This is a genomic window from Actinomadura chibensis NBRC 106107, assembly GCF_001552135.1.
Classification (GTDB): Bacteria; Actinomycetota; Actinomycetes; order Streptosporangiales; family Streptosporangiaceae; genus Spirillospora; species Spirillospora chibensis.
Window position 1 is genome coordinate 25,466 of record NZ_BCQP01000012.1, and the last position, 15,328, is coordinate 40,793.

General features: G+C 75.4%; 15 protein-coding genes. 9 read left to right on the forward strand and 6 right to left on the reverse strand.

What is annotated here, in order from left to right; translation table 11 throughout:
* Positions 1-17: 17 nt before the first annotated feature.
* The gene (locus ACH01S_RS07375) at positions 18-566 is read right to left on the reverse strand and encodes a DUF3090 domain-containing protein (RefSeq protein WP_067886827.1); all 549 of its coding nucleotides are present in this window, start codon (positions 564-566) and stop codon (positions 18-20) included.
* Between the two features lie 10 nt (positions 567-576).
* A complete protein-coding gene (locus ACH01S_RS07380; RefSeq protein ID WP_067886831.1) occupies positions 577-1,290 on the reverse strand; it encodes an MSMEG_4193 family putative phosphomutase in 714 nt (237 codons plus the stop codon).
* Between the two features lie 74 nt (positions 1,291-1,364).
* Between ACH01S_RS07380 and corA the strand changes: the two genes are divergently transcribed.
* Complete coding sequence (gene corA / locus ACH01S_RS07385) at positions 1,365-2,336, forward strand: magnesium/cobalt transporter CorA (protein WP_067886835.1); 972 nt, start codon at positions 1,365-1,367, stop codon at positions 2,334-2,336.
* Here the strand turns inward: corA and ACH01S_RS07390 are convergent.
* A complete protein-coding gene (locus ACH01S_RS07390; protein ID WP_067886838.1) occupies positions 2,333-2,980 on the reverse strand; it encodes a hypothetical protein in 648 nt (215 codons plus the stop codon). The two genes, corA and ACH01S_RS07390, sit on opposite strands and share 4 nt — an antisense overlap.
* A gap of 69 nt (positions 2,981-3,049) precedes the next feature.
* On the opposite strand from ACH01S_RS07390, the gene ACH01S_RS07395 reads away from it, so the two are divergent.
* From ACH01S_RS07395 to ACH01S_RS07405, 3 genes are all read left to right on the forward strand, one after another.
* Complete coding sequence (locus ACH01S_RS07395) at positions 3,050-4,003, forward strand: aldo/keto reductase (RefSeq protein WP_067886840.1); 954 nt, start codon at positions 3,050-3,052, stop codon at positions 4,001-4,003.
* Entirely contained in the window at positions 4,000-5,928 is a 1,929-nt protein-coding gene (locus tag ACH01S_RS07400; protein ID WP_246237154.1) for a helix-hairpin-helix domain-containing protein, read from the forward strand. Before ACH01S_RS07395 ends, ACH01S_RS07400 begins: the two co-directional genes overlap by 4 nt.
* Positions 5,929-6,041: 113 nt before the next feature.
* On the forward strand, positions 6,042-6,668 hold the full coding sequence (locus ACH01S_RS07405) for a hypothetical protein (RefSeq protein WP_067886842.1): 627 nt from the start codon (positions 6,042-6,044) through the stop codon (positions 6,666-6,668).
* 106 nt (positions 6,669-6,774) lie between these two features.
* Here ACH01S_RS07405 and fabI read toward each other — a convergent pair whose 3' ends face one another.
* Complete coding sequence (gene fabI, locus ACH01S_RS07410) at positions 6,775-7,563, reverse strand: enoyl-ACP reductase FabI (protein WP_067886844.1); 789 nt, start codon at positions 7,561-7,563, stop codon at positions 6,775-6,777.
* Between the two features lie 40 nt (positions 7,564-7,603).
* Positions 7,604-8,308 carry a beta-ketoacyl-ACP reductase gene (locus tag ACH01S_RS07415; RefSeq protein ID WP_067886847.1) on the reverse strand — a complete coding sequence of 235 codons (705 nt, stop codon included), beginning with the start codon at positions 8,306-8,308 and terminating at the stop codon, positions 7,604-7,606.
* A 227-nt stretch (positions 8,309-8,535) separates the two neighbouring features.
* On the opposite strand from ACH01S_RS07415, the gene ACH01S_RS07420 reads away from it, so the two are divergent.
* Together ACH01S_RS07420 and ACH01S_RS07425 are read left to right on the forward strand one after the other, a co-directional pair.
* Positions 8,536-10,035 carry a TldD/PmbA family protein gene (locus ACH01S_RS07420; RefSeq protein WP_218010175.1) on the forward strand — a complete coding sequence of 500 codons (1,500 nt, stop codon included), beginning with the start codon at positions 8,536-8,538 and terminating at the stop codon, positions 10,033-10,035.
* Positions 10,036-10,040: 5 nt separating this feature from the next.
* A complete protein-coding gene (locus tag ACH01S_RS07425) occupies positions 10,041-11,414 on the forward strand; it encodes a metallopeptidase TldD-related protein (protein WP_083980443.1) in 1,374 nt (457 codons plus the stop codon).
* 142 nt (positions 11,415-11,556) lie between these two features.
* Here the strand turns inward: ACH01S_RS07425 and ACH01S_RS07430 are convergent, their stop codons facing one another.
* Complete coding sequence (locus ACH01S_RS07430; RefSeq protein WP_067886855.1) at positions 11,557-11,769, reverse strand: dodecin; 213 nt, start codon at positions 11,767-11,769, stop codon at positions 11,557-11,559.
* Between the two features lie 68 nt (positions 11,770-11,837).
* Between ACH01S_RS07430 and ACH01S_RS07435 the strand changes: the two genes are divergently transcribed.
* From ACH01S_RS07435 to ACH01S_RS07445, 3 genes are all read left to right on the forward strand, one after another.
* Positions 11,838-12,185 (forward strand): DUF3099 domain-containing protein, encoded by a 348-nt coding sequence (locus ACH01S_RS07435; RefSeq protein ID WP_067886858.1) that lies wholly within the window; start codon positions 11,838-11,840, stop codon positions 12,183-12,185.
* 510 nt (positions 12,186-12,695) lie between these two features.
* Positions 12,696-14,084 carry a protein kinase domain-containing protein gene (locus ACH01S_RS07440; protein WP_067886860.1) on the forward strand — a complete coding sequence of 463 codons (1,389 nt, stop codon included), beginning with the start codon at positions 12,696-12,698 and terminating at the stop codon, positions 14,082-14,084.
* Between the two features lie 90 nt (positions 14,085-14,174).
* A complete protein-coding gene (locus ACH01S_RS07445; protein ID WP_067886863.1) occupies positions 14,175-15,326 on the forward strand; it encodes an acyl-CoA dehydrogenase family protein in 1,152 nt (383 codons plus the stop codon).
* The last annotated feature ends 2 nt before the right edge of the window (positions 15,327-15,328 follow it).

Genomic DNA, 15,328 nt, shown 5'->3' on the forward strand with positions numbered 1-15,328 from the left:
CACAACGGGTCGCCATCTCAGCCCAGGTATCCGTTCTGCCGGGGGCACACGTGGCCCTCGGCGTCGAGGGGCAGGCCGCACAGGGGGCAGGGCGGGCGCCCGGCGGCGACGACCTTCAGGGCGCGCTCGGCGAACGCGCGGGCCTGGGCGGCGCTGATCCGGACGCGGAGCACGGCGATGGCGGGGTCGTCCTCGCCGACCTCGGCCTCCTCCTCGGTCTCGGTGACCTCCTGCGCCTCGATGACGACCTGCTCGTCGTCGGGGTCCCAGGCGAGGGCCATGGTGCCGACCCGGAACTCCTCCTCGACGGGCTGGTCGAGGGGGCCGTCGTCGAGCAGCTCGGACGGCGTGACCGCGGGCACCGGGGCCTCGCCGCCGCTGCGCCGCAGCACCTCGTCCAGCAACTCCTCCAGCCGTTCGGCCAGCAGCGTGACCTGGAACTTCTCCAGTCCGACGCTGGTGACCCGGCGGCCGGAGCGCGCCTGCAGGTAGAAGGCCCGGTCGCCGGGACGCCCGACGGCGCCGGCGACGAACCGCTCCGGCGGGTCGTAGGAGATGACGGGCATGACACCGACCCTACGCGCCGCCGCCGACCGGCGCGTCCCCCGGCCCGAGTCCGGCTTTTCCGGAACCCTCCCCCGGCGGTTCCGGAACGAGGGCGGCGACGTCGCCGCCGGTGTCGTTGACGCGGACGACGAACGGCCGCGTCTCGGTGTACCGGATGACGGTGAGCGAGGCGGGGTCGGCCTGGATCCGCTGGAACTGGTCGAGGTGGAGGCCGAGCGCGTCCGCGACGACCGCCTTGATGATGTCGCCGTGGCTGCACACGGCGTAGAGGGCGTCGGGCCCGTGCTCGGCGGCGATCCGCCGGTTCCAGTCGCGGACGGCGGTGACGGCGCGGTGCTGCGCGCCCGCGAGCGACTCCCCGTCCTCGCCGGGGAACCGGACGGCGCTCGGGTGGGCCTGCACGACCCGCCAGAGCGGCTCCTCGGCCAGCTCCTTGAGGGGGCGGCCGGTCCAGTCGCCGTAGCGGACCTCGCCGAACCGGTCGTCGGTCTCGACCTTCCCGGCGGGGCCGGTCCGGCCGGCGGCGACGGCCTCGGCGGTCTCGGCGCAGCGGTCGAGGGGGCTCGCGACGACGGCGGCGAGCGGCAGCGGCGCGAGGCGGGCGGCGAGCGCGGCGGCCTGCGCGCGGCCGCGCTCGTCGAGGCGGACGCCGGGCGTCCAGCCGGCCAGCACCGGGCCGGTCATCGCGGTCAGGCCGTGCCGCACCAGGAGAAGGGTGGTCACACCGGCCACTCTAAGAGATCACGGAACGTCCCGGCACGGCGCGGGCGCGCCCCGGATGCGCGACAATGCGGGCTGTGATCGTGGACAAGGCCATCTACGCCGACGGGACCCGCCGCGACATCGAGGGCGACATCAGCGACGCGTTCGACCTCGCCCGCGAGGAGGGCGACTGCTTCGTCTGGATCGGGCTGTTCGAACCCGACGAGGACGAGTTCGAGCTGGTCAGGGACGAGCTCCAGCTGCATCCCCTGGCCGCCGAGGACGCCGTGTCCGCGCACCAGCGGCCGAAGCTGGAGCGCTACGACGACACGCTGTTCATCGTGCTGAAGACGCTGACCTACATCGACGAGACGTCCGACATCGAGGTCGGCGAGATCATGGTGTTCCTCGGCCCGGACTTCGTCGTCACCGTCCGGCACGGCGCGGGGAACCCGCTCGGGACCGTCCGCAAGCGGCTGGAGGACTCCCCCGAGATGCTGAAGCACGGCGCGACGAGCGTGCTGTACGCGGTGTGCGACGAGGTCGTCGACCGCTACGGCGTCGTCGCGCACGAGGTCGAGGTCGACATCATCGGGCTGGAGCGGGCCGTGTTCGACCCGCAGGCGCGCGACGTCACCGAGGACGTCTACTCCCTGAAGCGGGAGGTGCTGGAGTTCCGCGGCGCGGAGGACCCGCTGGTCCCGGTGCTGACGGAGATCGTGAAGGGCCGGGTCGCCGAGTGCGGCTCGACCCGCGAGTACTTTCGCGACGTCCTCGACCACCTGCTGCGCGTGGACGAGCAGGTCGACGCGCACAACGAGCTGCTCAACAGCGTCCTGACGGCGCATCTCGCGCTGCTCGGCAAACGGCAGAACGAGGACATGCGGAAGATCTCGGCGTGGGCGGCGATCATCGCGGTGCCGACCGCGATCGCCGGGATCTACGGCATGAACTTCAACCAGATGCCGGAGCTCCACTGGAGGTACGGATACCCGCTGGTCATCGTGGCGATGGCGGTGGCGTGCACACTGCTGTTCCGCCGCCTGCGCAAGAGCGGCTGGCTCTAGTCCGCGGTGTCGCGGGGGACGGTGTCGCGGGGGACGGCGCCGTGCGGCGCGGGCTCGGCGAGCAGGGCGGCCCACAGGTGCGACTCGGCGCCCCGCGACTCCAGCCTGCGGCGCAGCCGCTCGACGCCGCCGCGGGTGGGCAGGGCCAGCCACAGCAGCAGCGGGTACCCGAGGACGAACCCGGCGGCGAACACCAGTTCGCTGTTCCCGGCGAGCGAGAGCGGCATGCCGAGCACGATCACGGCCTCGGCGAGCGCGAACCGCGTCAGCACCGCCTGCCGGAACAGCGGCAGCGCGGTGGCGGCGGCGCGGCGCGGGTCGTCCTCCGGCGCCATCGGGCGCGGCGTGCGCGGCCCGGCCAGCGCGGCGGTCGCGGCGGCGGCGACGAGCGGGGCGAACAGCCAGGGCGCCGGGTCGTCCGGGCCGCCGACGACGATCAGCGGCGTGATCGCCAGGATCAGCACCGGCGCGGCGGCGAGGGCGAGCATCAGCAGGCGCACGCGGCCGAGCTCCGTGCGGCCGCGCAGGGACGCGAGGTAGCCGGGGTCGTCGCCCGGCCCGGCGCCGAACGCGGGCGCCGCGCCCGGCGCGCCGCCGCCGTCCGGCGCGTCCGGGGAGTACTTCGAAAAGGGAGGTGGCGCCATGGTCGCGCACCCTAGCGCGGCGGCGGGCGGCGGCAACAGCCGGGCCGCGGACCGCTACATTTGCCGCCTATGAAGGAGCGTCACCTCGGGCGGAGCGGGCTGCTGGTGTCCCGGCTGGGCCTCGGCACCATGACCTGGGGCCAGGACACCGAGCCGGACGAGGCGGCGGCGCAGCTCGTCGCGTTCGCCGAGGCGGGGGGCACGCTGGTGGACACCGCCGACGTGTACAACGACGGCGACAGCGAGCGGATCCTCGGGCACCTGCTGCGCGAGCTGGTCGACCGGGACGGCCTCGTCGTCGCCACCAAGGCCGCGATCAGGCCCAACGGGCGCTACGACGGGTCCCGGCGGCACCTGCTCCGCGCCCTCGACGCCTCGCTGGACCGCCTGGACCTCGACCACGTCGACCTGTGGCAGCTCCACGTCTACGACCCGGCGACGCCGCTGGAGGAGACGCTGTCCGCGCTGGACGAGGCCGTCGCGTCCGGCCGGACCCGCTACGTCGGCGTGTCGAACTACGCGGGCTGGCAGGTGGCGAAGGCCGCCGCGTGGCAGCGCGCCTGGCCGGGCCGCGCCCCGGTCGTGTCCGCGCAGCTGGAGTACTCGCTGCTGAGCCGCGACATCGAGCGGGAGGTGGTGCCCGCCGCGCTGGACGCCGGGGCCGGGCTGCTGCCGTGGTCGCCGCTCGGGCGGGGCGTGCTCACCGGCAAGTACCGCACCGGCATCCCCGCCGGGTCGCGCGCCGCCGCCGCGCACTACTCCGAGTTCGTCAAGCCGTACCTGGACGAGGAGTGCTCCCGGATCGTCGAGTCGGTGGTGACCGCCGCCGAGGGCCTCGGCCGCTCCCCGCTCGCGGTCGCGATCGCCTGGGTCCGCGACCGGCCGGGCGTCGCCGCGCCGATCGTCGGGGCGCGCACGGCGGCGCAGCTCGGCGCGATACTGGAGAGCGAGGACCTCACGCTGCCGAACGAGATCCGGGCAGCGCTCGACGACGTCTCCGACACCGCTACGGGAAGCCCGTGACCGACACACCCCGCCCCGCCCCCGATGGGGACGGCGGCCCGTCCCGCGCCGAGCGGGCGGCGCGCGCCGCCGCGGCGATGCGCGCCGCCGAGGCCGCCGCCGCGACCGTCCCGGAGAGGGCCCCGGAGCCCGAGGAGGACCGCGCGCCCGCGCCCCGCGACGGCGGGGCGGCGGCGCGGGACGGCCTCCCCGCCCTCGCCGAGCTGTTCGCCGCGACGGGCGTGCCCGCGCCGCTCGCCGCCCGCGCCGCCGCCCGCCTCGGACCGGGCGCCGCCGGCCGGCTCCGCGACGACCCGTGGCGGCTGCTGCGCGTCCCCGGCGTCGCGCCCCGCCAGGCCGACCACTTCGCCCGCGCCGTGCTCGGCGACGCCGCGCGGCCGGACGACCCCCGGCGCGGCCGGGCGCTCGTCCTGCACCTGCTGACGGAGGCGGCGCGCGGCGGGCACACGGTGACGCCCGCGGCGGACGTCGTGGCGGCGCTGGAGCGCGTGCGGGTCGGCGACCCGCGCGGGGCCGTCGAGGCCGCGCTGGACGAGGCGGACGTCCTCGCCCTCACCGAGGAGCCCGAGTTCGACGAGGAGTCCTTCGCCGAGGACGCCGAGCCGCCCGAGCCGGAGGAGACGCTCGGCCCGGCGCGGTGGGCGCTCGCGGAGGAGGCGGCGGCCGAGGGCTTCCAGCGGCTGACGCTCACCGCCGTCCCGCTGCTGGACGACGCCGCCGTCAAGGAGCTGCGCGACGGCCTGCCCGAGGACCGCTCGCTCGCGCTCACCGCCGCGCTGCGCACCGGGGTGAGCGTCCTGCGCGGCGCGCCCGGCGACCTGGAGCGCGCCGCGCTCGGCCTCGCCTCCGCCGCCGCCGGCCGGGGCCTGCGGGTCGCGGTGGCGGCGCCCACCGACCGCGCCGCCGCCGACCTCGCGACCGAACTCGCGACCGACCTCGCGACCGACCTCGGCGCCGAGGGGGTGACGGTGGCGAGCCTGCACCGGCTGCTGGAGCCGCGCGAGGACCCGTCCGCCGCGCCCGGCGCCGTCGTCTACGGGCGCGGCGAGCGCGAGCCCTTCGACCTCGACCTGGTCGTCGTCGCCGACGCGGCGGCGCTCGACGTCGAGCTGTGCGCCGTGCTGGTCGAGGCGTGCCCCGACGGCGCGCACCTCGTGCTGTGCGCGGAGCCGGGCGCGCCGCCGCCCGCCGGTCCCGGGCGCCCGCTGGACGACCTTGAGGCGTCCGAGACCGTCCCGGTGGTGACGCTGGACGCGGCGCCGTCCGGCCCGCTGGCCGCGCTGACCGAGGCGGTGCGCGGCGGGGACCTCGCCGCCGTGGACGCCCCCGGCCGCGAGGTCGTCATCGTCCCGGCGGAGAGCCCCGGCGAGGCCGTGCACCGGGCCGTGCAGCTCGTCACCGACTCGATCCCCCGCGCGCTCGGCATCCCGGCGGAGGACGTCCAGGTCGTGGCGCCCGCCGCGGGCGGCGACGCGGGCGCCGCCGCGCTCAACGCGGCGCTCAAGGCCCGGCTGAACCCCGGCCCCGGACGGTTCGCGGGCCTCGACCCGGGCGACCGCGTCGTCGTCGCCGCGCCGCTCCCCTGCGCCCCGACCGGCGAGACCGGCGTCGTCACCGGCGGCGGACCGCACGGCCTCGACGTCGAGTTCCCCGGCGGCGCGGCCGTCGTCGCGCCCGCCGACGCCGCGCGGCTCCGGCACGGGTGGGCGGTGCCGGTCGCGCTGGCGCGCGGGACGCGCCGCCCCGGCGTCGTCGCCGTCCTGACGCCGGACGGGCTGTCCCGGCCGCTCGTGGCCACCGCGTTCGGGCTGGCGCGGCGGCACCTGTCGGTCGTGCAGGCCGCCGGGCCCGCGCTCGCCAGGGCCGTCCGCGAGGAGGACGCGCCCGGACGGCGCACCCGCCTCGCGAGGCTCGTCGTGCAGTAGGGGCCCCGAGGGTCGCGGCGGAGCAAAGAAAGCGCCGTGGCCGGGTTTACCCGCCCCCTCTTATGGGACACGATGTCAACAAGGGTGAGGGACGGCATCGGGTGGAGGACCACATGCCCCAGCGGCTCGTGCGGCTCGGTTCGGCTTCGGCGGCGGTCTCGGCCGGCGCGATCGTCCTGGTCCTGTCCGCGGGACCGGCCGACGCGGCGGCGGCGGAGGTCTGCAAGAAGGGCACCGACCCGGCGAGCACCATCGAGAACTGGAAGTGCAACCTCGGCAACCTGCGCGAGGCGATCCTCCCGAAGAGCCCGGCGGCGCCGACGCCCGCCCCGACCAAGCCCGCGAGCCCCGCCCCGCCGAAGAAGACCTCGAAGACCACGCCGCACAAGGCGCCCGCGCGGACGCCGCCCCGGCGGGCCGCGCCGCGCGGCGCTCCGCCGCCGTCCACGATGACCGACGCGCGCGGCCTGCGTCCCTACGGGGGCGCGGCGCCGCCGTCCGGGACGGTCGCCCCGCCCGGCGTCCTGCCGCCGCCGGAGGTCGCCGACCCGGACGTCTACCAGACGTCCGGCACGCCGCGGACCCGCCTCGTCTCCCCCGTCGCCGCCGCCGAGGACGGCGGGGCCGCCCGCACGCCGTGGGTCGCCGCGGCGGCCGGGGCCGCCGGAGCCGTCGCCGCGCTGCACTTCAGCGTCGCGGGCCGCGCCCTGCGCCGCCGCGCCGCCCCGGCCCGCCGCTGACGGCCCCGGAGACGGCCGTCCGGCCGTGCGCGGCCGGACGGCCGAGAGGCCCCTCCCGCGCGGTGGGAGGGGCCTCTCCTCGCGTTCAGAGGCTCGTGCGGCCGCGCTACATGGCGGGGGCGCCGACCGAGTGGAGGCCGCCGTCCACGTGGACGATCTCGCCCGTCGTCGCCGGGAACCAGTCCGACAGAAGCGCCACGCACGCGCGCGCCGTGGGCTCGCTGTTCTTGAGGTCCCAACCGAGGGGTGCCGCCTGCGCCCAGATCTCCGTCAGCCCCTCGAACCCGGGGATGCTCTTGGCCGCCATCGTCGCGAGCGGGCCCGCGGCGACGAGGTTCACCCGGATGCCCTGCGGGCCCAGGTACTTGGCGAGGTAGCGGGAGCACGACTCCAGCCCGGCCTTCGCCACGCCCATCCAGTCGTACACCGGCCACGCCTTGGACGCGTCGAAGTCGAGCCCGACGACGGACCCGCCGTCCTTCATCAGCGGCAGGCACGCCATCGTCAGCGACTTCAGCGAGTACGTCGACGCGTGCACGGCCGTCGCGACGTCCTCCCACGGCGTGTCCAGGAACGTGCCGCCGAGCGCCGTCTGCGGCGCGAACGCGATCGCGTGGACGACGCCGTCCAGGTGATCGAAGCCGTGCTCGCGCAGGTTCCCGGCGAGGGCGCCGAGCTGCTCGGAGCTCGTCACGTCCAGCTCGATCACCGGGGGCGGCGAGTCGGGACCGGACGGCAGCCGCTTCGCCGTCCGCTGCGTCAGCGTCGGCCGCGGGTAGGCGGTCAGCGCCACCTCCGCGCCCTGCTCCTGCGCGACCCGCGCGATGTGGAAGCCGATCGACGCGTCGGTGAGGACGCCGGTGACCAGGATCCGCTTGCCTTCGAGAATGCCCATGACCGTCAGTGCCCCATGTCCCTCAGTGCCCCATTCCCCGTCAGTGCCCCATGCCGAGGCCGCCGTCCACCGGGATCACGGCCCCGGTGATGTAGGCGGCGTCCTCGCTCGCCACGAACCGCACCGCCTTCGCGATCTCCTCCGGCCGCGCGATCCGGCCGAGCGGCACCGCCGCGGTGATCGACTTCTGCTGGTCCTCGGTCAGCACGGCCGTCATGTCGGTGTCGACGAACCCCGGCGCCACCACGTTCACCGTGATGCCGCGCGAGCCGAGCTCGCGGGCGAGCGACCGGGCGAAGCCGACCAGGCCCGCCTTGGACGCGGCGTAGTTGGACTGCCCCGGCGAGCCCATCAGCCCCACGACCGAGGAGACCAGGACGATCCGCCCCGACCGCTTGCGCATCATGCCCTTCACGCCGCGCTTGGCGACCCGGTACGCGCCCGTCAGGTTCGTGTCCAGGACGGAGGTGAACGTGTCCTCGCTCATGATGGCGAGGAGCGTGTCCTTGGTGATCCCGGCGTTGGCGACCAGCACCTCGACCGGGCCCTGCTCCGCCTCGACCTTCCCGAACGCGGCGTCGACGTCCTCGGCGCTGGTGACGTCGCACCGCACGCCGAACAGCCCCTCGGGGGGCTCGCCCGACCGGTAGGTGACGGCGACCGCGTCGCCCGCCGCGGCGAGCTCCCGGGCGATCGCGAGGCCGATGCCCCGGTTCCCCCCGGTCACGAGGACAGAGCGACTCATCACGACCCTCTCGTCTGCTGCACGTCCGTGCATTTCACCGACTGTTCCGCTGTGGCTGCGGCTCGACCCTAGCGGCACCGGGCGGGGCTGCGGATGTACCGACCCGACAAGATCCGCGCACCCCGTTTGTTCGGCGTCCCGCGCGGTCTCACCCGCGTGTCCCGCACGGCCTCACCCGCATGTCCCACACGGTATCCCGCGTGGGCGCGGCGGGTAGGTTGCCAAGGGTGCATGACATCGATCCAACCTTCCTCTCGCTTCCGCTCCGCGCGCTGGCCGACGCGGCCCTCGCCCGCGCGCGCGAGCTCGGCGCGGAGCACGCCGACTTCCGCCTCGAACGCATCCGCAGCCAGACCCTCCGGCTGCACGACGCCGCCCTGGAGACCGCCCTCGACGCCGACGACGTCGGCCTGTCGGTCCGGGTCGTCAAGGACGGCACGTGGGGGTTCGCCGCAGGCATCGACCTCACCCCGGACGGCGCGGCCCGCGTCGCCGCCCGGGCCGTGGAGGTCGCCGCCGTCGCGAAGCCCGTCAACCGCGAGCCGATCGAGCTGGCGCCCGAGCCCGTCCACGGCGAGCGGACGTGGGTGTCGGCCTACGAGACCGACCCGTTCGCCGTCCCCACCGCCGACAAGGTCGCCCTGCTCGCCGACTGGAGCCGCCGCCTGCTCGGCGACGACCGCGTCGACCACGTCGACGCGACCCTCCTCCAGGTCAAGGAGAACAAGTTCTTCGCCGACCTCGCCGGGACGGTCACCACGCAGCAGCGCGTCCGGCTGCACCCGGTGGTGAACGCCGTCGGCATCTCCGGCGGCCTGTTCGACACGATGCGGACGCTCGCGCCGCCCGCCGGGTACGGGTGGGAGTGGCTGTCGGGCGCGCACTGGGACTGGGACGGCGAGCTCGCCCGCATCCCCGAGCTGCTCGCCGAGAAGCTCGCCGCGCCGTCGGTGGAGCCGGGCGTGTACGACGTGGTGGTCGACCCGTCCAACCTGTGGCTGACGATCCACGAGTCGATCGGGCACGCCACCGAGCTGGACCGGGCGCTCGGCTACGAGGCCGCCTACGCGGGGACGTCGTTCGCCACGCCCGACAAGCTCGGGAACCTCCAGTACGGCTCGAAGGTCATGAACGTCACCGGCGACCGCACCGCCGAGCACGGCCTCGCGACGATCGGCTACGACGACGAGGGCGTCCAGGCGCAGGCGTTCGACATCATCTCCGAGGGCCGCTTCACCGGCTACCAGACCGACCGGCGGATCGCCCGCCTCACCGGCGCCGACCGGTCCAACGGGTGCGCGTTCGCGGACGCGGCGTCCAGCATGCCGATCCAGCGGATGGCGAACGTGTCGCTGCGGCCCGCCGAGGGCGGGCCGTCCACCGACGAGCTGATCTCCGGCGTCGAGCGCGGCATCTACATCATGGGCGACAAGAGCTGGTCGATCGACATGCAGCGGTACAACTTCCAGTTCACCGGGCAGCGCTTCTACCGGATCGAGAACGGGCGCCTTGCCGGGCAGCTCCGCGACGTCGCCTACCAGGCCACCACCACCGACTTCTGGAACTCGATGGAGGCCGTCGGCGGGCCGCAGACCTACGTGCTCGGCGGCGCGTTCAACTGCGGGAAGGGCCAGCCGGGGCAGGTCGCGCCGGTCAGCCACGGCTGCCCGTCCGCGCTGTTCCGCGGCGTCAACATCCTCAACGCCCTGAAGGAGGCCGGACAGTGAGCACGATCAGGCCGCAGGACGCCGTCGAGCGGGCCCTGGCGCTGTCCCGCGCGGACGAGTGCGTCGTCATCGCCGACGAGGCGAGCACCGCGAACCTGCGGTGGGCCGGGAACACGCTCACCACCAACGGCGTCACCCGCTCCAACCGCCTCACCGTCATCGCGCTGAAGCACACCGGGGGCGGCGTCGCCGCGGGCGTGGTGTCCCGGTCGGCGGTCGGCGCCGACGGGATCGAGGACCTCGTGCGCGCCGCCGAGGCCGACGCCGCCGGCAACGAGCCCGCCGAGGACGCCGCGCCGCTCGTCACGGCCGACGCGTCCGCGAACTGGGACGACGAACCCGCCGAGACCGGCATCGGCGTCTTCGAGGGCGTCGCGCCCGCGCTCGGGGAGGCGTTCGCCGCGGCGAGCGCCGCCGACCGGCGGCTGTACGGGTTCGCCAACCACGAGCTGACCTCGACGTTCGTCGGCAGCTCCGGCGGGCTGCGACTGCGCCACGACCAGCCGACCGGGCTGCTGGAGCTGAACGCCAAGGGCGCGGGCGGCTCGGCGTGGACGGGCGTCGGCACCGCCGACTTCGCCGACGTGGACGTCCCGGCCCTCGCCGCCGACCTGTCCCGCCGCCTGGGCTGGGGCGAGCGGCGCGTCGACCTGCCCGCCGGGCGGTACGAGACGGTCCTGCCCCCGTCCGCCGTCGCCGACCTGATGATCTACCTGTACTGGTCGGCGGGCGCTCAGGACGCGCAGGACGGGCGCACCGTGTTCAGCGCACCCGGCGGCGGCACCCGCGTCGGCGCGAAGCTCGCGAGCCTGCCCGTCACGCTGTCCAGCGACCCGGCCGCGCCCGGCCTGGAGTGCGCCCCGTTCGTGATCGCGCACGCCTCCAGCCGCGAGTCGTCGGTGTTCGACAACGGCCTCGCGCTCGGCCGCACCGACTGGATCGCCGACGGCGCGCTCACCGCGCTCACCCAGACCCGGCACTCCGCCGAGCGCACCGGGCTGCCGCTCACCCCCGCCGTCGACAACCTGACGATGACCGGGCCGGGCGGCGGCGCGTCACTGGAGGACATGGTGGCCCGCACGGAGCGCGGGCTGCTGCTGACGTGCCTCTGGTACATCCGCGAGGTCGACTCGCAGAGCCTGCTGCTCACCGGCCTCACCCGCGACGGCGTGTACCTCGTCGAGGGCGGCGAGGTCGTCGGGGCGGTGAACAACTTCCGGTTCAACGAGAGCCCGGTCGACCTGCTGTCCCGCCTCACCGAGGTCGGCTCGACGGGCCCGACGCTGCCGCGCGAGTGGTCGGACTACTTCACCCGCGCCGCGATGCCCGCCCTGCGCGTCCCCGACTTCAACATGTCGACGGTGTCGCAGGCGTCCTGACGCCGCTCGCGCGGCCCGTCCCGGCCCGGCGGGGCGCCGGGGCGGGCCGCGGGGCGCCGAGGCGTCCTCGGCGCGCTCAGCGCCCCGCGCGGGCCGTCAGGCGGCGGGGCGGCCGGGCGGTCAGGTACCGGTCAGGTGCCGGTCAGGTGTCCTCGAGGCGGAAGCCGACCTTGAGGGTGACCTGGAAGTGGGCGACCTCGCCGTCCTCGATGTGGCCGCGGACCTCCTTCACCTCGAACCAGTCCAGGTGGCGGATGGTCTGCGCGGCCCGCCGGATCCCGTTGCGGATCGCGGTCTCGACCGACTCCGGCGAGGTCCCGACGATCTCCGTCACCCGGTACGTGCGATCGGTCATGGCATTCCTCCCATGTCTTGACCCGTACTCCTGTCGCCAGTCGGACGCCTTGGGCTTACCGTGGAAACGTGAGGGTCAATCACCACCACCACCGCGCGCCGGCGGTCTACACGGTCACCGACGCCCCCCGCCCCATGTCGGAGGACATCGGCCACCGCCAGCGCCGCTACCTGATGTCGATGGCGGTGCGGACCGGGTGCTTCGTCGGCGCGATCCTCGCCGCCGTGGCGGGCGCGCCGGTCTGGCTGGTGATCCTCCTCGTGGTCGGCGCGCTGTTCCTGCCCTACGTCGCGGTGATCGTCGCGAACGGCGGCCGCGAGCCGACCGCCTCGGCGACCTTCGGCGACGCCGCCGGACGGGACGATGCGCGCGAACAGAAGCCGGTTTCCGGACAACGACCGGAAATCGGGTCGTGACATTCTCTTGACTAACCGCGGGGGGTTTCGGTGTACGATTTGTACCGGCGCTCTGGTCCCCCGTCGGAGCGCCCGTGCCGGTGTTCCGGGCCCCCGTCGGAACACCGATGATGCGGCGCCGGGTGGATTGCCCCCGTATCCACCCGGCGCCGCTTTTCATGTCCGGGGCCTTCTCCTGGGTCTTTCGCGAGACGCCGATGACCTCCGCGTGACCCGCCGCCCGCCGCACCCGGTCCCGACCGGCTCGTCCGCGACGTCCCGCACCGGCGCCCCGCCCCGGTAGGCACATCCGGGCGGGAAGGCAACCCCCGGCGGTGGCCTGGTCCGGCCAGAGGCCGAAACCCCGCCCGAGCGAACTTTTCGCCCCCCGCACTCGTGCGGCGCTCGCCGCCCGCCCGTCCCGGTGCCGTCCGGGAGGCCGGGAAGGCCGGCCGCCGATCCGAACCCGGGCCCCGGTGCGTACTGCTGGACGCGACACACCCCACCGTCCCCACGCCGGGGGAGGTCCCCGTGAAGCCAGGATTCCGCCTGGAAGACCGCTACCGCATGGAGCGCCGCCTCGGGCGGCGCGGCCCGGCGCAGGTGTGGGCCGCGCGCGACGAGCTGCTCGCCCGCGGCGTCGCAGTCACCCTCGTCTCCGTCCGGCGGTCGCGGCGCGACCTGCGGCGGAGGCTGCGCGACGCCGCCCGCGCCGCCGCGTCCGTCGAGCACCCGGGCATCGCCACCACCTACGACTACGGCGAGGCGGAGGGCGACGACCGCGACGCGCTCGTCTACACGGTGACCGAGCACCTGGGCGGCGAGTCCCTCGCCGCGCGCCTCGCACGGGGCCGTCCGCCCGCCTGGGAGGCCGTGAGCGTCTGCGCACAGGTCGCGGGCGCACTGACCGCCGTCCACGCCTGCGGGATCGCGCACGGCGATCTGAGGGCCGCGCAGGTGTTCCTCACCGCGGACGGGGTGAAGCTCCTCGGGCTCGGCCTCTCCGGCGCCGTCGCGGGCGCCGACGACGCCGACGAGGCCGAGCCCGAGCCCGAGCCGGAGATCGACGCCGACGGGCCGCCGACGGAGCCGATCGCGCCCGGCCAGGCGGCGGACGTCCGCGCGCTCGGCCTGCTGCTCGCCGAGTGCCTGACCGGCGACCCGGAGGCCGCGCCCGGCCCGGCCGCGGCGGCCGGGGCCCCCGCCGACCTGGTGGAGCTGGTCGAACTGGCCGAGCGCTGCCGCGCCGCCGAGGCGGACGAGCGTCCGCCGGCCGCCGAGGCGGCCCGCGTCCTCGCCCTGGCCGCCGCCCGCCTGGCGCCCCCGACGCAGGTCGCGGCTCACTCCCCCGCCGCGCGCGGGTCCCGGTGGCGCGGGCTCGGCCGGACGCGCCGCGCGCTGCTCCTCGGCGGCGGCGCGGCGGCGGCGCTGGCGCTGGTCCTCGCGCCGCTCGCGGTGATCCTCCCGTCGCTGCCCGACGCGCCGCGCGGGGTGTCGCTGACGCCGCCGAGCGGCACCGCCGCCGTCCCCTCGTCGGTCCCGCCCTCCGGATCGCCGGACGGGTCGCCGTCCGCCGCGCCGTCCGAGACCGCGACCCGGTCCCCGGCGCCGCCCGCGCCGCCGTCGCCGATGGCCGTCCCGGCGGGGACGCGGGCGGCGGCGGTGGACGCGCTCGCCCGGCTGCGGCGCGCGATCGACGTGGGCATCGCCGCGGGCGAGGTCGGCGCGCGGTTCGGCGGGGAGTTCGCCACCCTGGTCACGACGCTGCTGAACGAGGTGGACGGCGGCGAGCCGGTGGACCTCGGCCGCCGCGTCGCGCGGCTGCGCGCGGCCCTCGCCGGACGCGCCCCCGGCGACGTGGCGCCGGACCGCGCCGCGCGCCTCACCCGGCTGCTCGCCGAGGTCCCCGCGGGCCCCTGAGCGCCGCGCCCACCCGGCTCGTATTTGATTCTAGAATTCTGTTCGGGCTAGGTTGGCGTCCTGTCGGTCAGGCACTGAAAGGGGCACCGCGTGCGCCGCACCCTGTTCAACGAGGACCACGAGGCGTTCCGGGCGATGATCAGGTCGTTCGTCGAGGCCGAGGTCGTGCCCGTGTACGGCGAGTGGGAGGACGCCGGGCATCCGCCCCGCGACTTCTACCGCAAGCTCGGGGAGCTCGGCGTCCTCGGCGTCCAGGTGCCCGAGGAGTACGGCGGCGGGGGCGAGACCAGCTTCAAGTACCAGGCGGTCGTGTCCGAGGAGTGCGCCCGCGCCGGGGTGAGCTTCGGCGGCTACGGGGTGCACGTCAACCTCGTCCTGCCGTACCTGCTCAAGTACGGCTCGGAGGAGCAGAAGAAGCGGTGGCTGCCGCCGTTCGCCTCCGGCGACATGATGACGGCGATCGCGATGACCGAGCCCGGCACCGGGTCCGACCTCGCCGGGATGAAGACGACCGCGCGGCGCGACGGCGACCACTACGTCCTGAACGGGGCGAAGACGTTCATCACCGGGGGCGTCCTCGCCGACCGGGTGCTCGTCGTCGCGCGCACCTCGCCCGCCGGGCCGGAGAACCGCCGGGCCGGGCTGTCGATCCTCGCGGTCGACACCAAGAGCGAGGGCTACGCCGTCGGACGCAAGCTGGAGAAGATCGGGCTCCGCAGCTCCGACACCGCCGAGCTGTCGTTCACCGACGTCCGCGTCCCCGTCGAGGACCTCCTCGGCGAGGAGGGGCGCGGCTTCGAGTACCTCACCCACAACCTGGCCGAGGAGCGGCTCGGCATCGCGACGAGCTCGTACGCGTCCGCGGCGGCGGCCGTGGAGTTCGCCCGCCGGTACGTCCAGGAGCGGACGGTCTTCGGCAAGACCGTGTCGTCGTTCCAGAACACCAAGTTCGTCCTCGCCGAATGCGCGACGGAGGTGGAGGCGGCCCGCTCGCTGGTGGACCGCTGCATCGAGGCCCTGGACGCCGGTGAGCTCACCCCCGCCGACGCCGCCGTCTGCAAGCTGTTCTGCACGGAGGTGCAGGGGCGGGTCGTCGACAAGTGCCTCCAGCTGCACGGCGGCTACGGCTACATGCTGGAGTACCCGATCGCGCGCCTGTACGCCGACGCCCGCGTCACCCGCATCTACGGCGGGACCAGCGAGGTGCTCAAGACCATCATCGCCAAGGACCTCCAGGTCTGACC

Excerpts from the sequence above, each read along its gene's own strand:
- ACH01S_RS07375 (WP_067886827.1), bottom strand. The coding sequence starts at position 566 with ATGCCCGTCATCTCCTACGACCCGCCGGAGCGGTTCGTCGCCGGCGCC.
- ACH01S_RS07390 (WP_067886838.1), bottom strand. The coding sequence starts at position 2,980 with ATGGCGCCACCTCCCTTTTCGAAGTACTCCCCGGACGCGCCGGACGGC.
- ACH01S_RS07395 (WP_067886840.1), top strand. The coding sequence starts at position 3,050 with ATGAAGGAGCGTCACCTCGGGCGGAGCGGGCTGCTGGTGTCCCGGCTG.
- ACH01S_RS07405 (WP_067886842.1), top strand. The coding sequence starts at position 6,042 with ATGCCCCAGCGGCTCGTGCGGCTCGGTTCGGCTTCGGCGGCGGTCTCG.
- fabI (WP_067886844.1), bottom strand. The coding sequence starts at position 7,563 with ATGGGCATTCTCGAAGGCAAGCGGATCCTGGTCACCGGCGTCCTCACC.
- ACH01S_RS07415 (WP_067886847.1), bottom strand. The coding sequence starts at position 8,308 with ATGAGTCGCTCTGTCCTCGTGACCGGGGGGAACCGGGGCATCGGCCTC.
- ACH01S_RS07430 (WP_067886855.1), bottom strand. The coding sequence starts at position 11,769 with ATGACCGATCGCACGTACCGGGTGACGGAGATCGTCGGGACCTCGCCG.